The 23,981-nt window shown below is 38.7% G+C and carries 19 protein-coding genes; 4 read left to right on the top strand and 15 right to left on the bottom strand.

The genetic code is table 11. The features are described from left to right. Window positions 1-11 precede the first annotated feature (11 nt). The 4 genes from CCK98_RS21705 to CCK98_RS35575 form a co-directional block, all read right to left on the bottom strand. Entirely contained in the window at window positions 12-1,325 is a 1,314-nt protein-coding gene (locus CCK98_RS21705) for a glycosyltransferase family 4 protein (RefSeq protein ID WP_179195895.1), read from the bottom strand. After that, a complete protein-coding gene (locus CCK98_RS21710) occupies window positions 1,322-1,978 on the bottom strand; it encodes a PIG-L deacetylase family protein (protein ID WP_088088486.1) in 657 nt (218 codons plus the stop codon). The genes CCK98_RS21705 and CCK98_RS21710 overlap by 4 nt, the downstream gene beginning before the upstream one ends. Before the next feature lie 286 nt (window positions 1,979-2,264). Next, window positions 2,265-3,626, bottom strand: coding sequence for an IS1182 family transposase (locus CCK98_RS21715; RefSeq protein ID WP_088088487.1), 1,362 nt, complete (start codon window positions 3,624-3,626; stop codon window positions 2,265-2,267). A 379-nt stretch (window positions 3,627-4,005) separates the two neighbouring features. Then, on the bottom strand, window positions 4,006-4,173 hold the full coding sequence (locus tag CCK98_RS35575) for a hypothetical protein (RefSeq protein WP_168244660.1): 168 nt from the start codon (window positions 4,171-4,173) through the stop codon (window positions 4,006-4,008). 221 nt (window positions 4,174-4,394) lie between these two features. Between CCK98_RS35575 and sda the strand changes: the two genes are divergently transcribed. After that, the gene (gene sda, locus CCK98_RS21720; RefSeq protein WP_251027004.1) at window positions 4,395-4,538 is read left to right on the top strand and encodes a sporulation histidine kinase inhibitor Sda; all 144 of its coding nucleotides are present in this window, start codon (window positions 4,395-4,397) and stop codon (window positions 4,536-4,538) included. Window positions 4,539-4,570: 32 nt separating this feature from the next. Here sda and CCK98_RS21725 read toward each other — a convergent pair whose 3' ends face one another. Further along, a complete protein-coding gene (locus CCK98_RS21725; protein ID WP_088088489.1) occupies window positions 4,571-5,662 on the bottom strand; it encodes a CotH kinase family protein in 1,092 nt (363 codons plus the stop codon). 196 nt (window positions 5,663-5,858) lie between these two features. On the opposite strand from CCK98_RS21725, the gene CCK98_RS37105 reads away from it, so the two are divergent. Then, window positions 5,859-6,275, top strand: coding sequence for a CotG/ExsB N-terminal domain-containing protein (locus CCK98_RS37105; protein WP_088088490.1), 417 nt, complete (start codon window positions 5,859-5,861; stop codon window positions 6,273-6,275). A 65-nt stretch (window positions 6,276-6,340) separates the two neighbouring features. Here the strand turns inward: CCK98_RS37105 and CCK98_RS21735 are convergent, their stop codons facing one another. Further along, complete coding sequence (locus tag CCK98_RS21735; protein ID WP_088088491.1) at window positions 6,341-7,063, bottom strand: DsbA family oxidoreductase; 723 nt, start codon at window positions 7,061-7,063, stop codon at window positions 6,341-6,343. A 196-nt stretch (window positions 7,064-7,259) separates the two neighbouring features. Between CCK98_RS21735 and CCK98_RS21740 the strand changes: the two genes are divergently transcribed. Next, window positions 7,260-7,733, top strand: coding sequence for an SRPBCC family protein (locus CCK98_RS21740; RefSeq protein WP_088088492.1), 474 nt, complete (start codon window positions 7,260-7,262; stop codon window positions 7,731-7,733). Window positions 7,734-7,801: 68 nt separating this feature from the next. On the opposite strand, the gene CCK98_RS21745 is transcribed toward CCK98_RS21740, so the two are convergent. Together CCK98_RS21745 and CCK98_RS21750 are read right to left on the bottom strand one after the other, a co-directional pair. Continuing rightward, a complete protein-coding gene (locus tag CCK98_RS21745; protein WP_088088493.1) occupies window positions 7,802-11,005 on the bottom strand; it encodes an exodeoxyribonuclease V subunit beta in 3,204 nt (1,067 codons plus the stop codon). Further along, on the bottom strand, window positions 10,998-14,006 hold the full coding sequence (locus CCK98_RS21750) for a PD-(D/E)XK nuclease family protein (RefSeq protein ID WP_088088494.1): 3,009 nt from the start codon (window positions 14,004-14,006) through the stop codon (window positions 10,998-11,000). The genes CCK98_RS21745 and CCK98_RS21750 overlap by 8 nt, the downstream gene beginning before the upstream one ends. Window positions 14,007-14,164: 158 nt before the next feature. Between CCK98_RS21750 and CCK98_RS21755 the strand changes: the two genes are divergently transcribed. Then, entirely contained in the window at window positions 14,165-14,890 is a 726-nt protein-coding gene (locus CCK98_RS21755; RefSeq protein WP_088088495.1) for a hypothetical protein, read from the top strand. A gap of 92 nt (window positions 14,891-14,982) precedes the next feature. Here the strand turns inward: CCK98_RS21755 and CCK98_RS21760 are convergent, their stop codons facing one another. The 7 genes from CCK98_RS21760 to CCK98_RS21790 form a co-directional block, all read right to left on the bottom strand. Next, window positions 14,983-15,711 (bottom strand): CBS domain-containing protein, encoded by a 729-nt coding sequence (locus CCK98_RS21760; RefSeq protein ID WP_256942439.1) that lies wholly within the window; start codon window positions 15,709-15,711, stop codon window positions 14,983-14,985. Between the two features lie 128 nt (window positions 15,712-15,839). After that, window positions 15,840-17,309: a D-alanyl-D-alanine carboxypeptidase/D-alanyl-D-alanine-endopeptidase gene (gene dacB / locus CCK98_RS21765; protein ID WP_373408508.1), complete on the bottom strand. Its 1,470-nt coding sequence runs from the start codon at window positions 17,307-17,309 to the stop codon at window positions 15,840-15,842. Window positions 17,310-17,723: 414 nt separating this feature from the next. Then, window positions 17,724-18,908, bottom strand: a complete 1,185-nt coding sequence (locus tag CCK98_RS21770) for a CaiB/BaiF CoA-transferase family protein (RefSeq protein WP_088088497.1) — start codon at window positions 18,906-18,908, stop codon at window positions 17,724-17,726. 98 nt (window positions 18,909-19,006) lie between these two features. Beyond that, window positions 19,007-19,132 carry an SDR family oxidoreductase gene (locus tag CCK98_RS21775; RefSeq protein WP_373408509.1) on the bottom strand — a complete coding sequence of 42 codons (126 nt, stop codon included), beginning with the start codon at window positions 19,130-19,132 and terminating at the stop codon, window positions 19,007-19,009. 192 nt (window positions 19,133-19,324) lie between these two features. Continuing rightward, the gene (locus CCK98_RS21780; protein ID WP_088088498.1) at window positions 19,325-20,890 is read right to left on the bottom strand and encodes a fatty acid--CoA ligase family protein; all 1,566 of its coding nucleotides are present in this window, start codon (window positions 20,888-20,890) and stop codon (window positions 19,325-19,327) included. A 332-nt stretch (window positions 20,891-21,222) separates the two neighbouring features. Next, window positions 21,223-22,656: an NAD-dependent succinate-semialdehyde dehydrogenase gene (locus CCK98_RS21785; RefSeq protein WP_088088499.1), complete on the bottom strand. Its 1,434-nt coding sequence runs from the start codon at window positions 22,654-22,656 to the stop codon at window positions 21,223-21,225. After that, window positions 22,656-23,864, bottom strand: coding sequence for an iron-containing alcohol dehydrogenase family protein (locus CCK98_RS21790; RefSeq protein ID WP_088088500.1), 1,209 nt, complete (start codon window positions 23,862-23,864; stop codon window positions 22,656-22,658). Before CCK98_RS21790 ends, CCK98_RS21785 begins: the two co-directional genes overlap by 1 nt. Window positions 23,865-23,981 lie beyond the last annotated feature (117 nt).

The raw sequence follows: 23,981 nt of genomic DNA on the forward strand, positions 1-23,981 counted from the left end.
TTTTCCCCCTTTCATAAAAATGATTGGTAGATTTTTTCAATCCTTTGGGTCATATTACTAAAGGTTAAATGTTGTTGCGCAAATGACTGTGCATTGCCCGCTAATTCTCTCCTAAGTGATTCTTTTCGTAAAAGGAGCGATAACTTTTCAGCAAGTTGCTTTGGGTTAGCTGGTTCAACTATCAATCCTGAATAGTTATCTTTAATGATTTCCGGAATGCCGCCACAATTAGTCGTAAGAATAGCCTGATTGGCAAACATTGCCTCGATTAATGAGATTGGCAGCGTATCACTTGTGGTTGGAAGAACAAAAATGTCTGATTCGCTTAACAATTTAGGTATGTCTTCTCTGGAACCTAAAAAAGATACGTTTTTTAAATTCAACTCACTAACCTGCATTTCGAGCGTATTTCTCATCTCACCATCGCCTACAATCCGTACTTCTACATTTTTCAGCTTGTCTTTAATAAGAGCGAGAGCTTTAAATAAATATCCATGTCCTTTGCGGGGGCGCAGGCGTGAGACACAGGTAATTACCGTGTTGCGTTGGCTTTTTTTACTTTTCTTCTGATTCTTCCCTCCACCAAAATCAATCCCAGTATAAACAGTGGTTATTTTATTTTCCTCTGCGCCTAAATTTATTAGAATTGGGCGAAAGACATCACAAAGGACGATTACTTGATTGGCATTTTTAATGGATTGTTTATCAATGGCCGAAAAATAGATTTCCTCAACCGATCCTCTTTCCATCAAGTTAAACTTTAATCTGCTTTGGGTCATAAATCCATGCGGTGTGAAAAGAAGAGGTTTTTGATAGGATTGGTTTAGTATTCCTATTACATTAGCAGTATATCGATCTTGTGCGTGAATAATATCGTATTCCGCCAGATCAATATCCTTTAGCATCATATAAAAACTGTATAGTTTGCTGATATTGTGTAGTATTTTACGATTACAGCTTCCATACCGATCGTTAAAAAATTGTGTGAATTTCTCTGAACAGCTATCGCGTAATGCCTTCATTTCATCGGCCGGAAAATGGTTAGGTGCAATAACATGGACACTATGTCCTAAATTTTCCAAGCCGGTTTTAAGTGAAGTGATGTAGTTTTGCAGACCACCGATAACTGGATATTCCCAAAACGTTGTGATTAATATCCTCATTTTTTTGTTTTGTATTTCTGCTGATTCGTTTGGCCACCACCATTCTAGCTCATATTCTTCTTCATAAGGATTATTGACCCCATAATATTGATCCATAGCAGAGATTAGGTAAGGAAAAAGGGTCGGCTGAAAAGATTGGTCATTTTGTAGTTCATCTTTCACTTCCATACCCTCCTAATGATTTCAAAAGCTTCCGCATATTCTACCCCAACGGTCATTCCCCTTACCCTAGCTAAATATTTTACTCCATCATAGGAACGAGGATGTGGGAATGGTCTCATTTCTACATCGTAATGGTGAAGAGATTTGAGCTTGTCGTCGATGGTATCTGTTATATCCACAAAATAATTGGGTTTAAATTCTTTATCATTCGTGTGCTGGCTCCACTCACTGGAAGAAACAGTTTCGAAACAAAGAATTTCAATCGGATCTTTCCCAGGCAACGGCCGAGCTGCTGTTAACACTGCCTGAAACAAAATTTGATGGTCTCTGTTGGTGTCACCATAATGATGCGTGAAAATCTTTGAAGGAGCATACTTATCCAAAAGTCCTTCGATAGATTTATTGATTTCGTGAAGAGGTATGGTTTCCAATAATAAATTGGGGAATCCCAAAAATAACACCTCTTCTACTCCTAAGTGTTTGTTTGCCTCCAGCATTAATGGCTGAATGTTATCTTCCTCTTCCTTCCGTCCTTTAGCAGCAATAACTGAAATTACCTTATAGCCAAGATTAATTAACTTTCTTATGGTTCCGCCGCTCCCTAGAATTTCATCATCAGGGTGAGCGGCAATCACAAGCACATTCTTACTCACGAAAGCACCTCAATTCCTGTAAAAATAGTTTTCTTGTAATTATATGGAATTAAGACAAAGTGGATATGGACATTCTGAATATAAATAAAAAATGGGCTGATTTTAAGCGATATTCGTTTGTTTCGGCTTGTACACCTGATTCTATCGCTTTCAAAAAAGGAAAAAAACATATGCATTTCGCATATGTCAGATTGTAGACAAAAGGCATTCGAATGAGCCCATTCGGATGCCTTTTTATTGGATTTTTGCTCATAAGAGCAAAATTTAGACCTACCTTTGACTATTATTACGCCAATTCTGGACCTTTCCACGTCCAGCTGGCCATCTTTTTCAAGTTCATGGCAGCAAAAGTAAGCATCGCTTGCATGGACAATTTTTTTAAGCCTCTTAAGGTTGTCCAACGCATACCATGCTTTTCCTTAGCATCCGCAAAGACCCGTTCAATCGTTTCTTTACGTCTTGCGTAAATGCTTTTATTTTCTTGTGTGTGACGAAGATGATCGGCTTCTTCTATGTAATGTTCCCAAACATGTCGCTCAATCAATTTTTTATGTTCTTTACTCTGCGTGCATTCTGAAAGTAAAGGACAATTTTGGCACTCAAACGGATTAGAGAAGTATTGACGCTTTCCATTCTTCGTCGTCGTTGCATATTTCAGTATTTGTCCTTGCGGACAGATATAACAATCGTAGTATTCATCATAAATATACTCATGTTTTTTCATATAACCGTCCTTCGTACGAGGTCGTGTATATGGTAATGCAGGAGTCATATCATTTTCAATTACGAATTGAGCAATAGCAGGTGTTTTGTATCCAGCATCAGCAGCAACAGCTTCAGGTTTCCCGTGTTTTTCAATGACCTTCTCAAGTAGTGGCTCGAAAATGACGCTATCATGGATATTCCCCGGGGTTACAATTGCACCCAAAACAAAACCATTTCGATCCGAAGCCGCATGAAATGAATATGCGAACTGTTTCGTTCGCTCATCCTTTACGTAATAACCACTTTCTGGGTCAGTGGTACTTTCTTTAATTTCCTTTAATTCTTCTTTTTCAAATTTATCTGGAGGAAATGGCTTTTTTCCGTGATCATCCCGGTCTTTATTAATCTCTTCTTGTAGACGTGTTTCATAAACCTTCGATTCCTTTCGAACTACTTTCTTTTCAAATTTACGCTTATTTGCACTAGCTTTAACATGTGTAGAATCAATAAATACGTGCTCGCTACTAATCAATTTCTTTTCTGAGGCTTCCTTTAAAATACGATAGAATATCTGTTCAAATAAATCAGTATCCTTAAAGCGTCGCTCGTAGTTTTTACCAAACGTTGAAAAGTGAGGTACCTTATCATAAAAACCAAAGCCGAGAAACCAACGATATGCCATATTCGTTTCGATTTCTGCAATGGTTTGACGCATAGAGCGAATACCGAAGGTATATTGAATGAAAGCCATCTTTATCAATACCACAGGGTCAATACTCGGACGTCCCCGTTCAGATGAGTACATATCTTGAACAAGTGAATAGATAGATGAAAAATCAATAGCAGCTTCTATCTTACGAACCAAGTGGTTCGCGGGTACAACTTGTTCTAAAGCTATCATTTCTATTTGATCACGATTCATCTGTGTATTTTTAGTTAGCATTTCATCCACCTCATCTATATGTCTGTATCTTAATTATACAAAGGACTGATTTAAAGGTCATTATTGATTTTAAAACTTGTTGATTGGAGCGGAAGGCGCGAAGACTCCTGCGGGAGTACGGAGCAGGGGAGACCCCGCAGGCGCTTAAGCGCCGAGGAGGCTCCCCGCTACGCCCGCGGAAAGCGAAGCGCCTGGAGCGCAAATCAACAAACAATTTAACAAAGACATAAAAAAGACTGCCGACAAACCCAAGTTTTTCGGATTTGTCGACAGTCTGACATATGCATTTCGCATATGTTCAAATTTGCTGGATTAATTTTTTTACAAACTCTTCAACAGTGACCGGTTTACAATTTTATGTTTCTATTAAATTAGTTGATTAAAACCTCGTCAACCTTTTCATAATCGCTGTTTTTCGTTCCCTATCTTTAATTCTTGTTAAATCAAGCGCATATTCATGACCTTTATTTTTGGCTTTTAAGATTTCTCTTACCGCATTTTTCACACTTTCTTCATTATCTGTAACCATAATTACCTTCCGCAGCATTCCTTCCCACACTCCTTATCTTCCAATAGCGATTAGACGCTTATTTTTTAGAAAATGTTTCGTTTGGTGACCATTTTTGCAATGAAGCAAGGTAAAAAATCACATTGAATAAAATTTTTATCTTAGTTTGAAGATTTTGTGTAATTTCATCGCTTTACCCCCACAAAGCCTTAATTTATTTTAAAATAGTCATAGAAAATTAAAAAACGAGGGATATAGTTTTGAAATCACTGCAGCTACTACAAGATACTTTTTTAATTGATGCCTACCACGAAGCCATCCGTCTAGAACTTTGCACTGACTTTATTCATTTATTACTAACTGAGATCAGTCATAGAAATTTAATTCATGAAACTATTATCTAAGCCTTTAGACCATCCGTATTCGGGTGGTTTTTTTAATCTAGTATTGCTAACTTCCTATATAAGTACTTTCTTCTTTCCTCGATATACTTGGTTATTACCGATAATTCCTGGTCAAATATATCTATATCGTGTTTTTTATATGGATCCTGTTTGACAAACGGACGAATCGATTGTGTCATTTTTTCCACCTTCGAAATCATATTTTCTACTGTAAATTGCTGTTTCATCATTTCTTCAAGTAACATTCGATATTGTTGTCGAAAGGTATCTACATTTAATATACGGGCGGTTAATGTATTGAACCCATCAATCGGTACATAATCGGGCTCCATAATCTTTCCATTAACATCCCTGCCCCATGTCGCATCATAATCCCAAGGAATGATTTCAAAAAGGCGCGTTTCACCATTCCTGTAAAGCGCATAGTTATGAACGAAACCATCATAATTTGAAGTAAAAATAATTACAGCCATCCAGCGGAGATATTTATCAATATCCACAAATTTTTGAATTTCCTTCTCGAATTCATTATTCGCAATCGTATTGATATTAAATATTAATTCCTTTAAGAAATAGTCATCTTCAGGTTTCCCCACCTTTCTTTCATACCCTAACTCCAGTGATTTTTTGGTCTCCTTATCTAAATCGCTCATCAACGAAAAGTTTGCATCACCATCGACCGCATAAAAAATGCTTCCGTTTGGAAGGTTTCTTCTTTTCAAAAAATTCTCATCTACTGATTCGATTTCCAAATAGACCCCTTCTGATTTTCCATTTTGGATTAAAAAGATATGGCGCGATAGTGGTGATAAAACCCCAAGCTCCGCAAAGAAATCAAACGACAGTTTATTTCGGATCATTGAAGGATCTTTATATTCTGCGTTTAAATGAATATGATTTGAACCTCTGAATTTTTTGGGTTTATAGAAGGAAACCTGATATGATTTTTTCGGAAAATCGCGGATATGTGATCCTCGATAGGCCACATCAATCTCGAGTCTTTTCCCTTCAATCGTTAACTGAGCAGGAATCGGTTCATCAATCCAAATGTCTCTTCTGAGTTCCCGAAGGTCATTCGGCCTAATAAAAAGCTTGTATTCCGGTATTCTTGCAGCCTCGTCCATTTTTTAATTCCTCCTTCCTTTATTGGTATGAAGGAAATTGGATTCTGGTCACGTTTGAATAGCATTTTTTCTTATTTTAGGCTTTTGGCTCATTCCATTGTTTCTGACGATACGTATTTTGATAAGAGAAGAGTGAGTTAATTGGACAAATAGTTTCGTACTCTCTTTTCAAGCTTAAAGGAGGTGCAAAAATAATATGAGTGATTTTTCAGCTGAAGATATTCAAAGAGCTGCAGATGAAGTAAGAAGGGGTGGTTTCGGAGACTTTATGTTTCGTGACCCAGGTCAAAATCGTGGCACCACACGCAGAAGAACATCCGGGCGGCGGATGACATCACGCCGGAACACCTCTAGACGTAATACATCCGGAAACCGCAATACATCCAGAAGAAATACTTCAAGGAGAAACACTTCAAGAAGAAACACTTCAAGGAGAAGAACTTCAAGGAGAAATACTTCAAGGAGAAATACTTCAAGGAGAAGAACTTCAAGGAGAAGAACTTCAAGATGCTGTAAATGGTCAGGGTGGCGGTACAACTCACGTAGCAATACTCAAATAAATAGATGTTGGAAAGACGGCAATATGTGGAATTTACGAGTCCGCAGACGCTAATAAGTTTAAAAACGAGAGGGGATGGAAACTTAGTTTCCTTCCCCATCTTTTGTTATGGTCAAAATCTACTTTTTTTCAGGAATGGCACAGCTGCCATCTGCACAGCTAACATCGTCTTCGGTGGAAAGATCCTGCAGCACTGGTGTTGGAGACTCTTCCTCCCAAACTTTTTGTAGTGCCCCCATGAAAGTTTCCGTCGGTTGTGCACCAGAAATGGCATATTTTTGATTAATGACAAAGTATGGAACACCGCGAACACCATACTGCTGTGCAAGAGATTCATCTTGACGAACATCAGTTGCATAGGCTTCCTTATCATTAAGGACTTGCACTACTTCCTGGCGATTTAATCCTGCCGCTTCAGCTAGGTCTGCCAATGTTTCAATATCTCCAATATGCTTCGACTCTGTAAAGTAGGCATGCAGCAGCATTTCTGAGACGGCGGCTTCCTTCCCTTGTATTTTTGCAAATTTAGCCAAGCGATGAGCATCAAACGTATTTGTTGGCTTCATCTCATCAAAATTAAATTTCAACCCCACAGTGGCTGCCTGCTGCCCCACCCCTTGATTTGCTTCCTTCGCTTTTTCAACACTCATTCCATATTTTTTTGCTAATACTTCATGGATGTTCTGACCAATATTTTTTGGAGAATTTGGGTCAAGTTCAAAGCTTTTGAATTCAACTTCTACCTTTTCCCTATGTGGAAATTGATCTAACGCCATTTCTAATCGGCGTTTCCCAATATAACAAAACGGACATACATAATCAGACCAAACTTCAATTTTCATATTGACACCTCATTTTCTTCGGTTAAATTTTATAATAACACAAGGTCAGAGAAAACTATTCATAGTTGCTCATGATAAATTGGTTGATTTTACCTGCAAAGAAAGTAAAGTTAACCCAGTGTAAAGTAAAGGATTTTTCTCGTAAAATGGAGAATAATGATTAAAACTATCAAATAATAGCACGAGGTGATGATTGTTGAAAGAATGGATGAAGGAAATTGAAATTAATGCTCCCATCGATCAGGTTTGGGGATTGTTAAATGGCTCACTAGCGGATATGCAAAAAATTATGCCGCAAGTCGTTGATCATCAACCTGTAAAAGTGACAAATGAAGGTGTCGGCACCATCTACCGTCAAAAATATAGGGAAGGTAAGCGAATCGAGGAGTATGATGTTGAGACCTTAGAATATGTGAATACTAATGTTAATCGGAGATTAAAAGTGGGCTTTACACTGGCCAAGATGTTTGAAATCACCGCTTTGTATGAATTAACGGCAATCGATGAGCAGAAAACTCTTTTTAAATACACTTGCACAAACCGACCTTTAAAGGCATTTCTCAAGTTATTTTTACTTTTTGCCAGTGATAAAATAGTTGTTCAATTTTGCGAGCGAGTCAAAAAAGTAGCTGAAGAAGAATTTAAAAATACCAAAGTGCTTGTTAAATAGCCTAGTTAATATCTAGCTATCTATAGAAAATTCCACAAGCTTGAAGCCTGTGGAATTTTCTTTTTTTCCTAAAGAGCCCTTAATTGATTTGGTTCAATGAAGTAAAGTATTTCTTTGCTTACGGATTCTTCGGTTAATTCCTCCCAAGCCTGTTTATAAAAAGTTAATTGGCTGCTATAGAATGCTTGAAGCTTTTCGTAGTCTTCGACCTGTTTTGCTCGGTCTGTTTTATAATCAACGATGTTCCATGAGCCATTCTTTTTGTAGATAAGATCAATCGTTCCTTTGACGTAGAAAGGATGGGTATCTTCAGGATTTTTAGTGATTAACGTATAAAGAGTATGGGCCTTTTCAACTTTTAACGTAAAGGGAACTTCTGTCAGCACTTCTTCCGCTGTCACTAACTCATCCCAAAGGAGTGATTTTCGCAAGTTTTGCAGATAAGACTTTACTTCTTCCTCTCTTTCGATAGGAAGCTTAAATTTGTTTAAGGCAACCTTTATATAATTAGAAAGTTCATGGCCCTGAACAGCTTTTTCAAAGACATCATGAATCAGCGTTCCCCAATCCTTTCCACCACCCGATTCTCTTTCAATCGTGATTAACTCTGAATAGTCTTTGTCTTTTGTTGGCGACCAATATTCAAATGTCTTCATTTTACTTTGGTCAAGCCAGGCGTTTTTACTCACGGTTTTCGCCTTATATTCGGATAAGGTAAGCTCCTTTGGCTCTAAGTTAATTTCAAACACTTCTATTTCAGGTACTTCTATTTCCTCGATGTTTTCCATTTCAAAAAGGATATTCCAAGGGTTTTTCTTATTACCAGTGTGAGAACTGATGATTAGTGCTTTTTCGGCACGAGTTGCCGCGACATAAATAATCCGTTGCTCTTCTTCGGAAAGGTACATTAACTCTTCTGTCTTATGTGTATCCCATTCAAGTGGAATCGCAATTTCTTTATCCGCATAGCCATTCTTCACTGTAAACGTAAAGTACCCTTTAGAAGTATAGTCCTCACGGTTAATATGCTGTGATAAAAAGGATTCAGGACTGACTGACTTGACTGGATGTGCCAAAAAGACAATTGGTGCCTCTAGTCCTTTTGCTTTATGAATATTCATAATCCGAACCGCATCTGCGTCTTCTTCAAGGTTTGCAACCACTGTTTTTTCAAAAATCAGCTCGGTCAGTGCTTCTATTACTTGTTTATATGTTGTATTACCATTCGTCTCCTGTTTTCGGAGGGCTTCTAGCATTTGAAGCAGACTTTTATACGTTCGTTTATTCCGGCCATTTTTCAAAAGTAATGGATAGAAACCGACCTCTTCGATGATTTTTTCAATCGCAGCTGTTGGCGACAGCGTCCGAATTAGCTTTTGACATCGCTGTAATTTATCCCATGTTATTTCAAATTTATCTTTTAGCACTATCGGAATTTCAGCCGGTATCTTGGCGTAAATGGAAAATCTTCCACCAGCTTGTTTCCATTGATATAGTTCTTGATCACTGATACCGAAGAAAATCCCCCGTAACACAGCAACGAAACCAACTTCATCGGTTGGGTCCAAGAATGATTTTAACAGGATCCATAAATCTTGGAACTCTCTTGTTTCACCAAGAATAACTTCACCACTAATACTGACAGGAATCCCCATATCCTCAATCGTTTTCGCATAGGAAGCAACGCCATCGGTATACCTGGTCAGTACCATGAAATCCTTGGCATTATGGCCTTGCTCGATGAGATTTTGAATGGTCAGTGCGATGTTTTCAGCATCGATTAATATGACTTCTTCCTTCTTTTTATAATCGGCAGGAACAGATAACCGCTTCACACCTGTAAAGCCCTCGCCTTGGTCCTCATGGAAGGCTATTAACGGGCGATAGGCGGCTTGGTAATCGGATTCCACTTCAGGTAAATGCTTTTCAAACACTTTATTTAATTCCTTAGTAACAGAGTCAAGTGTCCGAAAATTTGTCGTTAGCTGGAGCACTTCTCCACCATGCTCCTCGATTAACTGTTTGACACGATTGTATGTATCAATATCGGCGCGTCGAAAACGGTAAATAGCTTGTTTGGGATCACCAACAACGAAGAGTGAGCCTTCTTTCGGTTTGCATTTTGTCCAGATTTTTTCATTAATGTCATCACTCGTTAAATAAAACATGATCTCCGCCTGAATCGGGTCGGTATCCTGAAACTCATCGACGAGTAAATAACGATATTTCGCTTGGAAATAGGTGCGAACTTCTGGATTACCTTTAAGCAACTTTGATGTATGGATCATTAAATCTTGAAAGTTTAGTAGTGATCTCTCTTTCTTCAATTGCTTGTAGGTTTGGACAGCATCTTGTAAAAAATTGATAATAATGGGATGACAATATTCTTTCCAAGCTTGTATAAGCGGTTTGATGGATACTTCAAAAACTGCTGTAATTTTCTCTTCATAAAATTTTGCATCTTCTTTGGCTGGCCAGCGATTATAGGTTGGCTTTAAGTTCTTATCAAATAATTCAAAAATACTAATGATGTCCTTTTCCTTCGAAGGATTGATGAATTTTTCCTTTTGAACAGCCGTTAAAATCGCTTTTTGTAAACTATCATACCCCTTCGGTGGTTCCTCCTCAGGAACGCATCGTTTTGCTTCTTTGATTAGGAGCATAAATGATTGGTATTCTGGCTGCAATACTGGTTTCGGGACACTTTCCGTCACCCAATCCACATCGGAATATTCCTTTAGCCTCTTTAACCAGGGAAATAGGTTGTCAACGGATATCCCTAATTCTCCAATGAGTTCAAAGTGATGCGGTTCTTCATTGATTAAATTTTGTAAATGAAGTTGCCACGCTTCTTCTAAAATATCTAAATCATCGGACTCTTCAAGCTCTTTAAAGGTTAAATCTAAATTTGCTTCAATCGGACGCTCTCGGAGCAGTTTGGCACAATAGGCATGGACCGTTCCTAAAAAGCAGCGCTCAATATATTGCAATGCCTCACCTAAACGAAACTCGATATCAAGGTCCAGTTCTTTTTTCCACGCTTCCTCTAATTTTGCTTGAAAACGGACCTTTAACTCATCAGCGGCCTTTCGTGTAAAAGTGATTGCAACAATTTCCTGAATCTCTGCTGTCCCTGTATAAATGAGGTTGACCATCCGATCGACTAAGCTTGTCGTTTTACCAGAACCAGCACCAGCTTCAACTAAAAAATTCCTCTTAAGTTGTGATTTAATTTTATCCCGGGCCACTTGATCGAGAATTTCCTTAGTCATATGCTCTAACCCCCTTTAACTTTTGATTCGACTGCTTCATTTCAAGGCTTTCTTTATCATAAAAATGGCGGCGGCAAACAAGCTTATAATCACAGAATTTGCAATCATTCACATCATCAGTCATTTCAAAATGACCATGCTTTACCGTATCAATCAGTTTTTCCAAAATATCTATACCATTGGTTCTGAGTGTACGGTCCTGCTTCCTCGTAAACCTTTGAGCCAATCCTTTTGGGGTCGGAAAATAATAGGAGCTCTCCTCGACTGCACCCTCGCCAAGGTTTAAATGCTGTTCGATGGCCAAGGCATAAATCATATGCTGAAGCTGTCGACCGCCTTTGAAGGCTGCATTTTTCGCATAACCGAACGTGCTCCCCGTTTTATAATCGATAATGTGATATTTACCGTCCTTGGATTGGTCCACACGGTCAATAATCCCTGAAATTTTTACTTCACCTGATGGAAGAGTAATAATCGCCGGATCCTTTTCACCAATCCCAAAGGAATACTCAAAATGAAGCGGATCGTAATTTTCGCTGTGAAGCTCTTCTTCTTTTAGAAAAATCTCACAGCATGCTAAGATGTCACTCCGTTCACGTTGATAGACTCTTTCATTTGGCGGCGGCAGAACTTCCTTTTGCTGTTCCATTAAGTTTTGAGCAATCGATTTAATCAGCTCCAAATGTTTCTCATAAGAAGGCTTGACATGATCTTGCTGTAATTTTTTATAAAAGTTTTCAAAAATACTATGTAGCAGGCTTCCACGGGTAGCCGCATCCATCCATTTGTTTGCATCAAAGGAAAAGTCCTCTACGGGCCTAACTTTTAGAACTTCTCTTAAAAAATAAGAATACGGACACTTTGCGAGTGTTTCGAGTTTGCCAGCACTGAGCTTTTTATCCTGATTGTGACGTGCGTCATACAATTCGGCATCAATCTGAATCAGTCCATCATACTCAGAGAATTTCCCAGTATTTCGTGCGGTTTCGGCAGCGATTCCCTGTTTAACATTATTAAAATGGGTTAGAATCCCTTCATTTAGCAGATGAGATCTATCATTTGTTAACTTTTCATTCCAGTAGTCTTTAACTTCAAAAATATCAGTAGCGATGATTGATGACGGCAGTGACTTTAACGATTTAAATTCGGCATCTATATTGCCTGTGATTAAACGGTAACATTGCAAGACAACAAATGCCGGGTTAACGACTCGGTTTTCGTTCATATCGAAATGGCAGTAACTGACCGTGACATGACCATTTGAATTTGCCAAAACTTGTAACAGCGTATACAAGTTCTCTTGACCCTTTTCACGAAGTAATCGCAGGCCGTTCCCTAATTGAATCCTCTCTACGTCTAGCAAGAGCGGATCTTCACTTACGTTACCAGGAAACTTCTTGTTATCAAGTCCAACGAAAAATACATTTGGTCGACTATTGTATATTCCACTCTTATAAGTTGAAACATGGAGGTGACCTGGTTTTGGCCGGGATTGATTAACACGAATAGATAACAGCAGGTCCTTCACCTTTTCAATCAAATCATAACTTGATAATGATTCATCTGCATACGGAATAATCGTTTTGATGGCTTCAAGTAAGGTTGATTTTGCCATCTCATCGAGTGCTGACCTTGTCTTACAATTATATTTGAGTAGATAAGCGATCCCAGTTAAACATTTTTTATAATTCATGGTTGACTCTAAGGGTGGAAGTTTCTTAAAGATTTCATGAAAACACGCCCAAATCCAAACCATATCTCTTGCCTGATTCTCATAATACGGGTCTCCTTCATGTTCGAGAACCATATCACTTAAGCGGTCTAATTCATCACCGAGCAGTTTAATATAGCGTTCTCGGGACCAGCCAATTTGAAGATCCCTGAGCACTCTGGTCAGTTTTGAATTCGACATCACTACTTCATCAAGTTCAACAAATCCACCCTCTATAAAAGGAACACCTTTACCCATCACTATCAAACCCTCATTCAACAAATCAAGAAAGGCTGTGACACTATAATTAGACTGAATCCAGCCAATTAACCCCGAAACAAACCGGCCCGGTCGGCTAAATGAAACCGGCAGGCCTTCGCCAAAGGTAATCGGAAGGTCCATCTTTTGGGATAGGTGGGAAAACAGGGTTATGTATGCATCAGCATTTGAATAATAGACAACACTCTCGTCTAGCGGAGCTTTTACCTTTTTGATCTTTTCTAGAATTTGTTTAACTTCCATTTCTTCTGTTTTAGCAGTAAAGACATCTAAGTTTGGCTCAACGCTTGCTTCTTCCTGTTGATAGAGATAGCTAAGCGTAGTCGGGGGTCCCCAATGAACAGAACTAAGGCTTGTTCTCTCAGGAGTATTAACGCCCAATACGGGTGCAAGCGGCAGCTTATAAACTGTCTCATGGATAATCTTTCTCAGGAATTGGTCTTCTAAATGCGATAAGGTTAGACCTGATTGTAAAATAAATACTACCTTTTCATCAATTTGAGCGGTTTCATTTGCCTTATTTAACAATCCGGCCTTGTCGGTAAACTGCTCAGAAATTAAGGTATTTTCATATTCAGATAGGATCTCATAAAAATCCTTCGCTTTGTCTGGATTGATAAATGCATTCATTTTCAGAGTGTCCCTTGTATAGCCAGCTAATCGTATTGTTTGAATAGATGTAAAAATGGCATGACTTAAGGCTGGCGTAATTTCCATTCCTGCAAAGTATCGGAGCTTATCCTGGTTCTTCAACTCTTTAAGGAGATTGTAAGTAAAATGAACTCCAACCGTATGATCTAAGCTATTTTTCGGTTGCTCTGAATTCAAGTCAACAAGAGTTTGGGCAAGGTCGATTACTGTTTTATACTTAAGATTAATTGCTTGATGTCCTTCCTTAACAAATGCCTCATTGATTTGTTCCCCAATTGAATGAGAATCAACGATCACGACTTTTTCTTTATAAGGAAATTTACTGCAGATTTGGTTAAGTTCGCTTATTAAGGCTTGCATGGGAACCTCCAACTTTCTAAAAGAAAAATAATAATTATCTACCTATTCACTCTGTTCTAGTTTCATATTTGTTATTCCTTCAATATTATTGAAAAAACATATTTTTTTCAAAGTTGGTAATAATAACCTCGATTAACTTTGAAAGGATGGGATGTTTGATGTCGTTAGAATGGTTTGACAGAGTTTGTGGAGATCTGCAAGAACACCTGGAATCTATTTGTGAAGAATACGATCAGGTTGGCCAAATGACAGTTGAAAGAGCTGCCAAACATCCAAGGATTGAGTTTTATGTCGATACCGCAGATGTTGATACCGAAGAACTGGAGCGTGATTATTTTTGCTCACTGTTCTTTGATCCGCAAAACGAAGAATTTTACATCGATACCTTCGATGTGGACAGCGGACATACAGCGAAGGTCATCCTTTCAGACATTGAAGACATTATCGAGGAAGTTCACGCCAGTCTTCATGATTACATGAACGGTGATGATTACTATACAGATGATGGGGTCTATCTTCAGACCAGCGAGGTCTTTGATGATGATGATGAGGTCGAAACAGTTTATGTAGAAGATGATGAGGAAGAAGAGTATTATGAAGCGGAACAAGTCAACAGCGATGACATCTTTGAGGAAATTGATGTAGATTGGTCCACCCCTGAAGTAACGGCCTTCAAACATGAAGACGAAGTCGAAGTAACCTATCAATTTGGATTGGTGCAAGCTACTGGAGACGGTGTTCTCAAGCGCGTTAACCGGATTTGGACGACGGGCGATGAATTAATCAAGGATGAGTCCCATTTCATTTTTAGTAAAGAAGAAGCAACCACCATAATTGCGATGATTGCCTCCCATATGGACCAATTAAGCGAGTTTGAATTTTAAGCAAAATTAGCCGAATACAACGAGCATGCCTGAGCGGTATGCTTGTTTTTTTTCCAAAAATAAAAGTTCTCCAATGTAGGAGAACTTTATGATTACTCAACCGTGTAATCAATTTGAATAAGATCCCAAGCAGTGATTATGCCAAGGGGGGACTCGTCCGCTATCCCATGTTCAGTGATTATAACACCTTCTATTTTCCGCTTCTTCTTATGTGCTTTTTCAAAAATATTTTCAACCTCAAAAATATTAATATCTTTTGGGACGATTTCTATCGGATGTTCCTTTTCATATATCATTATATCTGACACATGGATATCGGAAAGGTTAACAGAGCTGTTCTCCATATTTTGTGACATCCATTTCACAATCGAACTTGCTGTAAGTAAGCCGACACATTCTTTGTTTTTATAGATTGGAAACTTTGAATACCCGTGTTCTTTAATGGCGGCTGTTACTTTTAAGATACTGTCACGATAATCAAAGTACACTACATTTTTCGTAGCAATCGACAATGCATAATTAGGACGGCTAAAAACATTGGCGATTTTTTCAATATGAGAAACAACTTTAGCATTGGGCTCAGCAATATAAAAACCAATCTCTATTTTTTCATGGACAATTGCATTTCGCAGCCTGGCATATTGCTCTAAATCCTTTTTATAAGTCTCAATGATTTGATATTTTTTCGCGCCAACCTTCACAAGGACAACAAATCTGTCATCATTTATTTGGACGATATCCCTCAATGCTTCGTGTACTTGGTTGTATGCTACCTCAAACCGTTCAGAAAGTAACTGTCCTTGTTTTTTATTCATATTCATTTGACTCTCCCATGGTATAGCTCTTTTTTATTATTTATTCATTATAATAATAGTAAAATCAATACTGCGAATTTTCAAGAAATTATTTACGCATTGTTAAGTTCCATCTATCTATTTGAGTCGATAGGTTATTGATTGGCTAAAATAGTAATCAGCAGATCCTCCACCTTTTTTCCCTTTGAATCATCCATTAGGTTATTTAAAAGGATTGAAAAAATTAAGGTTTGTCCACTTTTTGTTTTCACGTATCCTGATATTGAACTCACCGTTGAAATGGTCCCCGTTTTTGCGTAAACTTTTCCTCGAACCAAAGGATCCTTCATCCGATTTCTTAAAGTTCCGCCGACCATCTTTTCACTTTCACCGGCGACAGGTAATGAGTGAAGATAACTAGGAAACCATTTTTCCTTTTGGACGGCAAATAACAGCTGCGTCAGCTGGTTGGCTGGAATCAAGTCGACATGGGAAACGCCCGAACCATCCCTTAGCACCAATGTGTTAGGGTTAACCCCGTATTTTGTAATCTCATTTTTTAAAACGCTTAGTCCCTTTTCCCAGCTTCCTTCCCCTTTCACGACTCGACCCATTTCCTTAATTAATATTTCAGCATGGACATTATTGCTCAGTTTCATAAAAGGAACCAGCAGCTCAGATAACGGCATCGATTGATGTGTCGTTAAAATTCTTGCGGTGTCAGGCACCAATCCTGTTTTTAGCTTTCCTGTCACCTGTATCCCGTGTTCTGTTAAGGATTGGTTCAAAAGGGACACGGCATATCGAGTGGGTTCCCAGACACCAATCCATTCCTTTTCTGTTTTAGCCTTTGTTGGGATGGTTCCTTCGATTGTTATGATGTTCCTCGCGTGTTCCCGTTCGATGGTGATATCCTTTTTACCATCCTCCGGAACGGTTACCGCGTGGTTGTTTATTTTTAGATAATTTGTCTTCGGGGTTATTTTCACGATCGGCTTGTCACCTTTTTTTGTTCCGGGCTGCACGAGTACCTTGACCGATCCTGAATCAAAGTCTCTGGTCGGTGAGGCGGTGAGTGCGGATATCTGTGCGCCGTAATGGGTTGTTTCGTCGCTCCAAGGCAGGTCGAGCGAATAGCGGACATTATCATACCAGGAATCGTCTCCTACAAGATTCCCTTTTATCTTTTTGATGCCTCGCTTTTGAATGTCCTCAGCCATTTTATCAAAATCAGATTGCAATAGGGTTGGGTCACCCTTCCCCTTTAAATACAGATTCCCATGAAGTGTCTTCTTTTTCACTAAGCCATCCGTATGGATCTCCGTCGTGAAGGTGTGGTCTTCTCCGAGGATAGTAAGGGCGGCTGCAGCTGTTAATAGTTTCATATTGGAAGCAGGTCTTAAGCGGATGTCGCCTTGGTGGCCATAGATGATTTTTCCATCTGAAGCCGACCGGATACTTATCCCAGCAATGGCCCCTTTTAATGCCGGTTCGTTATTAATTAGTTGATTAATCTGCTGGGTCATTTTTTCGTGGCCATACATGGCGTTTACTTTTATAGAAGGAACGGATGCGGCAAGCACCGTAATGAAGATGAGGTTGTAATATTTAAGTCTGTTAATCAAGCTTTGGTTCCAGCCTTTCCTTTTTCCTAGAGTTTGTCCGAAAATAACAAATATTATCATCGATGGTTATTTTATTGGACAACCACCGGATTTCCAATTTATGTCTAAATGCACAAAACCCATTGAAAATGCCACAAAAACTAGTGAAAATGACACAAAACTATCCCAAAATGTCACAAAACCCCTTCAAAATGGCACAAAAACAAAATTCACCCGCAACACTGTCAAGAATAAAGTGTAATTTTACACATTCATCTTCACCACGTTGATACTTTTACTAAGATATGCCCAATTCTGGGGTGCCGGCAAGATAATTTGCCAAAAAATCGTCCCAACTATTTGATAAATATCAAAAGGCATCAAGTCTATGACTGATGCCCATGGAAAAGTATTTTTCACAGCTTAAATTCTAAATTATATTACCATCCCACTTTTTAGGTTTTCAATTTGTGTTCTGGAGTAACCAAGTTCCTCTAAAACTTCGTCTGTGTGTTCTCCAAGCAAAGGTGGGTAGCGTCGAAGGTTAGACGGAGTTTCTGATAATTTAACTGGAAATCCCGGCACTTTCAAATTCTTCACATTAGGATGTTCAATGTCAATCATCATTTCCCTTGCTTGAACCTGAGGGTGATTGAGAACTTGATCAATCGTGTGTATTGGGCCACATGGGACCCCAGCATTATCCATCCTTTCAAAAATATCTTTGCTTTCCATCGTAATCAGTCTCTCAGACATAATATTTATAAGTTCTTGACGATGGGCTACTCGCTTTGCATTCGTTTCAAAACGAGGATCTTCAATTAAATCAATCCAATCTAAAGCCTGACAACACTTTGTCCATAATCGATCATTAGCTACAGCCAAAATGATATCCATGTCTTTTGCCCTAAACGATTGGTATGGAACAATCGAAGGATGAGCTGATCCCATTCTTCCAGCAGGCTTACCCGTTGCAAGATATCCAGTTGCCAAATGATTCAACAATACAACTTGTCCATCAAGTAAACTTACATCAACAAATTGTCCTTTTCCTGTTCTTTGTGCAGAGAATAATGCACTTAAAATTCCATAAGCTGCAAACATCCCCGTTGTTAAATCTACAATGGACATACCTGCTTTTGCCGGCCCTGAATTGGCATCACCTGTGATACTCATTAATCCTCCAAACCCTTGTAAAAGAAGGTCGTAGCCGGCTCTATTCCTTTCAGGACCTGTTCTACCAAATCCTGATATAGAACAATACACCAAACGGGGATTTATTTTTTTTATTGTCTCATAACCATAACCCAGCTTATCTAATGTTCCTGTTCGAAAATTTTCTACTAAAACATCAGCATCTTTCGCTAATTTATAAATAATTTCTTTTCCCTCTTCACTTTTTAGATCGACCGTAATACTGCGTTTATTTCGGTTTGAACTAAGATAATAGCAACTTTCATCATTCCATGTAGGAGGAGTGAAGCGCCTTGACTCATCTCCTTGACCAGGCTGCTCAACCTTTATCACATCGGCTCCCATATCTCCAAGCAACATGGTAGAAAACGGGCCTGCTAATGTTCTTGATAAATCGAGTATTTTAATTCCTTCTAATGCATGCATCGATGTCTACTCCTTACCCAGTCTATTTTTTTGTATATGTTCCTATGGGAAAATTTTTCTTTGTTCTGGGATTATTTCGCTCCTAGTCCACCGTCCACTCAATACTGACTTCCAGAAATAAAAGTGCTCTCATCAGATGCTAGGAATAATACCAATTTAGCGATATCACTTGTTTCACCATAACGACCAATCGGAATATCTTTAGTTATTGCCGTATTCCCCATTTCTTTCGTAATAGTTTGGGCAAGGTGCTCTTTTTATCTACTAAAATATCAACTATTTTATGTAGGTAAGCAGCACACTGTTCCCCAGTTAGCCCAGACCATGCCGGAAAGGCATTTTTGGCGCTTCAATAGCGCGTTGTGTTTCTTCTTTTCCAACGAATTCGGAGTTTTTTATTTTAAACCGCCATTTTTCTATAATGCAACTTTTTCAACCAGCTGTTCTTTTAAAGCCCTTCTTAAAATTTTCCCAGTTCCACTTTTCGGAAGTTCCTCGATGATTTCAATGACCGAAGGAAGTTTATATTTTGCCAGATGTTCCTTACAGTAGGCATGCAGTTGTTCCACTGTTATTAAAGGGTCATTGGCGGCAACATAAGCTACCACTGCCTCACCGCGATCTGGATCCGGTACCCCAAAGACCGCTGCCTCCACTATGTCGGGATGGTGATAGAAGACTTCTTCGACTTCCCTCGGGTAAACGTTATATCCTCCTACTATAATCATGTCCTTTTTACGATCGACAATATAAAAATAGCCATCTTCATCCATTCTTGCCAGATCACCTGTGTAAAGCCAGCCATCTTTAATCACCCTTTTTGTCTCTTCAGGCATTTTATAGTAGCCTTTCATGACATTCGGGCCGCGGACAATCAGCTCTCCTACTTCTCCAACAGGAACTTCTTCGCCAAAATCATTCACAACTTTGTTTTCCACATGGGTGATGGATGTCCCAATTGATCCTGGCTTACGTTCACGGTCAAGAGGGTTAAAGGTAGTTGTTGGTGATGCCTCGGATAATCCATATCCTTCTAAAATCACCACATTAAATTTTTCCTCATAATTTCTTAACAGGGAAACAGGAAGGGAGGCTCCGCCTGAGAAGCAGAACCTTAGTGATTCAAGATCTTCCGGGTTTCCTTCAGGAAATTGATTGAGAAAGTTAAACATCGTTGGTACGCCAAAAAATATCGTTGGTTTATATTTTTTACCTAAACGGAAAATTTCCCTAGGGCTGAACCTAGGTACAATCAGAATAGTTGCCCCGCATATAATCGGTGCATTCAAGCAATCAGTTAAACTAAAAACATGAAACATTGGCAGTACTGTAATAATTCGGTCATCGCTAGTCATTTTTAAATCATGGCTTACATCCATGGCATTACTATATAAATTCTTATGGGTCAACATAGCACCTTTGGGTTTTCCAGTTGTTCCGGATGTATAAAGAATAATGGCAACATCATCCGCATGAATTTCCGGTTCTTGAAAGTCCAAATTCCCTGAAGCCAGTAGACTAGTAAACGATTTCAATTTAGATTTCAAATTAGAGTAATTGGAAAGGCTTTCTGAATCCTCTGTCTTTTGATCCGTCTCAACATACACAAAGTGCTCTACTTTTGGCAACAATGTTTGCTTTTGCTCCAGTAATGGGATTAGCGATTTCAAGGCAACAACAGCCTTAACATCACCATTATCTAGGATATACCCTATTTCATCGGCTGTATAAATAGGATTAATCGGAATGACAGTCGCTCCCAATCGGAACGCCCCATGTAAACTAATCACAAATTGAGGAGAGTTATCCAATAATAATGCAATATGGTCTTCTTTCTTGACCCCTAATTTTTCCAAGCCCGAGGCAAATTGTGTAATCGCTTGATTCAATTCAGCATATGTACTTGATTGGTCCATAAAGTAATAAGCAATCTTGCTGCCGGAGTATTTTGCCGTTTCATGAAGCTTTGTTGAAAAATTCATCTAGCATTCCCCTTTGCCAAATTATCATTTTAAAAAATATTTCAAATATATTATATTGCCAGAAATTTAACTATACATGTATAATTTGTAAATTTCAGATAGGGGGAGGCGACTAACCTCCATTTATCCTCCGGGTAGAAAGGTCGCCCAATTGGCGACTCAATAATCAAGTCCTTTTTGTGTGTAAATTCGTCCCTTGATAGAATTGTAGTCAATTTTGCCATCCTCCTACTTTTGTAGGGGGATTTGTTTGTCGATACCGTTTTCAAATCAGGAAATTTGAGTATCTGATTCTGTGAAACTTTGAAAAGCTCTTTTTTACCTTTCGTTTTTTACCGATTTTCACTACGTATTGCTACAGAAACTAATTTTGTTTCAAGATAGTCTTCCAAACCATACCGACCACCTTCTCTTCCTAATCCGCTTTGTTTAACTCCTCCAAATGGCGCTTGAACAGCAAATGGGGCGGGATCGTTTACTCCTACCATTCCATATTCAAGCTTTTCTGCAATTCGGTGTGCTCTTGAAAGGTCATTCGTATAAAAATAAGAGGCCAGCCCATACTCTGTATTATTTGCTTTTTCGACAACCTCATCTTCATTACTAAAACGGATTAATGGTGCTACCGGACCAAATGTTTCTTCATAGGTAATTTTCATCTCTTCGTTTACCTCTGCTAGTACAGTTGGGAAATAAAAATAGCCATCATTATATTCATTTTCAGTTAATGCTTTACCGCCGCAAAGAATGGCTGCACCTTTACCAACAGCGTCCATTACATGGTCATGTGCTTTATCCACAGCCTCCTGATTCACCATTGGACCTAATTGGGTATTTTCGTTTAATCCATCACCAATTCTCATAGATGAAACTTTATCTGCAAAACGCCGTGCAAATGTGTCATAAATGGAATCATGTACGTAAATTCGATTCGCACAAACGCATTGTTGACCAGTTGATGAAAACTTACTACTAATAGCACCTTCAATGGCAAGTTCGATATCTGCATCTTCAAATACAATAAATGGAGCATGTCCACCAAGCTCCATTGATACACGTTTTACTGTATCAGCAGATTGACGAATTAATTTCTGGCCAACTTCAGTGGAGCCTGTAAATGAAATTTTACGAACATCATTACTTGCCATCAGTTCTCCAACAATGTCAGAAGAATTCCCAATGACAAGATTCACAACACCTGCAGGAATTTCTGCCTCATCAAAAACTTTAAAAAGCTCCAGTGATGACAATGGCGTCTCTCGGGAAGGCCGTAATACAACCGTACAACCAACAGCTAATGCAGGCCCTAATTTTCTTGCACCCATTGATAACGGAAAATTCCATGGCGTAATTGCCCCAACAACTCCAATTGGCTGCTTTATAACAGAAATTCTTTTATTTGGTGCAGATGCAGGAACCAAATCACCATAAACACGGCGTGCTTCTTCCGCATACCATTGAAAGAAAGCTATTGTATTCCCTACTTCATAGCGGGCATTATGAATCGTCTTCCCCATTTCTTTCGTAATGGTTTGGGCAAGGTGCTCTTTTTTTTCTTCTAATAGATTTACTACTTTTTGTAAATATTTACCCCGCTGTTCTCCGGTCAATCCAGACCAAGATGATAAGGCATTCTTGGCCGCTTCTATAGCGCTTTTCGTTTCTTCTTTTCCAACTAAAAATACTTTATCAACCACTTTACCATTTGCAGGATTTTTGACTTCTAATACTTGCTCAGTTTCTATCCATTTTCCATTAATATACATTATTCTGCTGATTCCCCTTCTGGATATAATGGTAAAACCTTATTATAGATTTTAATAACATCTTCTTTGAAAACTTTACGCGGATTATTTGGAATTGTCCCTTTATCTTCCATTGCATCATGCGCTAAACGATCGACCATTTCCTTTGTAAATTCAATTCCTAAATAACTAAAATCTTTTGGTATATTCAATGATTGATTAAAATCATTTAGTAAGTCTACTAGTCGTTCCGCAGCTACTTTATCATTTTCAAACGTTAAAGAAGGATCAAAGATTCTAGCAATATCTGCATATTTTTTATAGTTTGAGATTAGATTGTGTTTAATAACATAAGGTAATAGAATCGCATTCGCCAGACCATGCGGAACATGGTAAATAGCCGACATCGGATGGGAACAAGAGTGAACAAGCGCAACACCGCCAAGACCAAAAGCCATGCCAGCGATGGTACTTGCTAGATGTACTTGTGATCTTGCTTCAAGGTTATTAGGATGTGCATAACTTGGCGGCAAATGATCTTTGAGCATTTTAATTGCTTGTAGGGCTAAGCCATCAGTTATTGGAGTTGAACGTACAGAAGTAAAAGCTTCAAGCGAATGAACCAATGCATCAATGCCTGTAGATGCAACTACATGGCGTGGAAGTGAAGTTGTTAACAATGGATCAACAAATGCAATCTTAGGGGCCAATACTGGTGAAGCAACAACATATTTCCTACCTGCCTCATGATCAGTGACTACGGAAACAGTCGTTACTTCAGAGCCAGTACCGACTGTTGTAGGAATAGCAAACAATGTTGGAATTTCGTTAACAACCGGTTTTTCACCACGGCGATAATCAAGGATATGGCCAGGATGACTGACAATTACTCCAACGGCTTTTGAGAAATCCATTGCACTTCCTCCGCCAACTGCAAGAATCATGTCACATGATTCGGCCTTATATAACTCCGCCCCCTTCATTACAGTTACGGCATGAGGATTTGGCTCGATTTCTGAAAATACGATTGCATTAATCCCGTTTTCTTTTAAAAGAGATTGTATTTTATTTGGAATTCCAGCTTTAACAAGGCCTGGATCAGTGGCTATAAAAACGTTTGATTTATTGAATTCTTTAATTCTTACTGTTAAGCTTTCCTCGACACTGTTTACTCCAAAAATCACATTTGTAGGTAAAGCAGAATTAAAGGTTTGCTGACTTAAATACATAATTATTTCTCCTATTCCACTCGTTTATTGTTTGATAGTTAGGCAGGGATCGGGAATCAGTGGGATTCATTTTTATTCTCATGATTGCGGCACCCTTTTGGCTTAATCCAATCATAA

This window comes from Bacillus sp. OV166 (genome assembly GCF_900177675.1).
Lineage (GTDB): Bacteria > Bacillota > Bacilli > Bacillales > Cytobacillaceae > Neobacillus.

Coding starts and splice junctions, on each gene's coding strand:
- CCK98_RS21715 (WP_088088487.1), bottom strand. CDS start 3,626: ATGCTAACTAAAAATACACAGATGAATCGTGATCAAATAGAAATGATA.
- CCK98_RS35575 (WP_168244660.1), bottom strand. CDS start 4,173: ATGCTGCGGAAGGTAATTATGGTTACAGATAATGAAGAAAGTGTGAAA.
- CCK98_RS21725 (WP_088088489.1), bottom strand. CDS start 5,662: ATGGACGAGGCTGCAAGAATACCGGAATACAAGCTTTTTATTAGGCCG.
- CCK98_RS37105 (WP_088088490.1), top strand. CDS start 5,859: ATGAGTGATTTTTCAGCTGAAGATATTCAAAGAGCTGCAGATGAAGTA.
- CCK98_RS21735 (WP_088088491.1), bottom strand. CDS start 7,063: ATGAAAATTGAAGTTTGGTCTGATTATGTATGTCCGTTTTGTTATATT.
- CCK98_RS21745 (WP_088088493.1), bottom strand. CDS start 11,005: ATGACTAAGGAAATTCTCGATCAAGTGGCCCGGGATAAAATTAAATCA.
- CCK98_RS21750 (WP_088088494.1), bottom strand. CDS start 14,006: ATGCAAGCCTTAATAAGCGAACTTAACCAAATCTGCAGTAAATTTCCT.
- CCK98_RS21755 (WP_088088495.1), top strand. CDS start 14,165: ATGTCGTTAGAATGGTTTGACAGAGTTTGTGGAGATCTGCAAGAACAC.
- CCK98_RS21760 (WP_256942439.1), bottom strand. CDS start 15,711: ATGAATATGAATAAAAAACAAGGACAGTTACTTTCTGAACGGTTTGAG.
- CCK98_RS21770 (WP_088088497.1), bottom strand. CDS start 18,908: ATGCATGCATTAGAAGGAATTAAAATACTCGATTTATCAAGAACATTA.
- CCK98_RS21775 (WP_373408509.1), bottom strand. CDS start 19,132: ATGGGGAATACGGCAATAACTAAAGATATTCCGATTGGTCGTTATGGT.
- CCK98_RS21780 (WP_088088498.1), bottom strand. CDS start 20,890: ATGAATTTTTCAACAAAGCTTCATGAAACGGCAAAATACTCCGGCAGC.
- CCK98_RS21785 (WP_088088499.1), bottom strand. CDS start 22,656: ATGTATATTAATGGAAAATGGATAGAAACTGAGCAAGTATTAGAAGTC.
- CCK98_RS21790 (WP_088088500.1), bottom strand. CDS start 23,864: ATGTATTTAAGTCAGCAAACCTTTAATTCTGCTTTACCTACAAATGTG.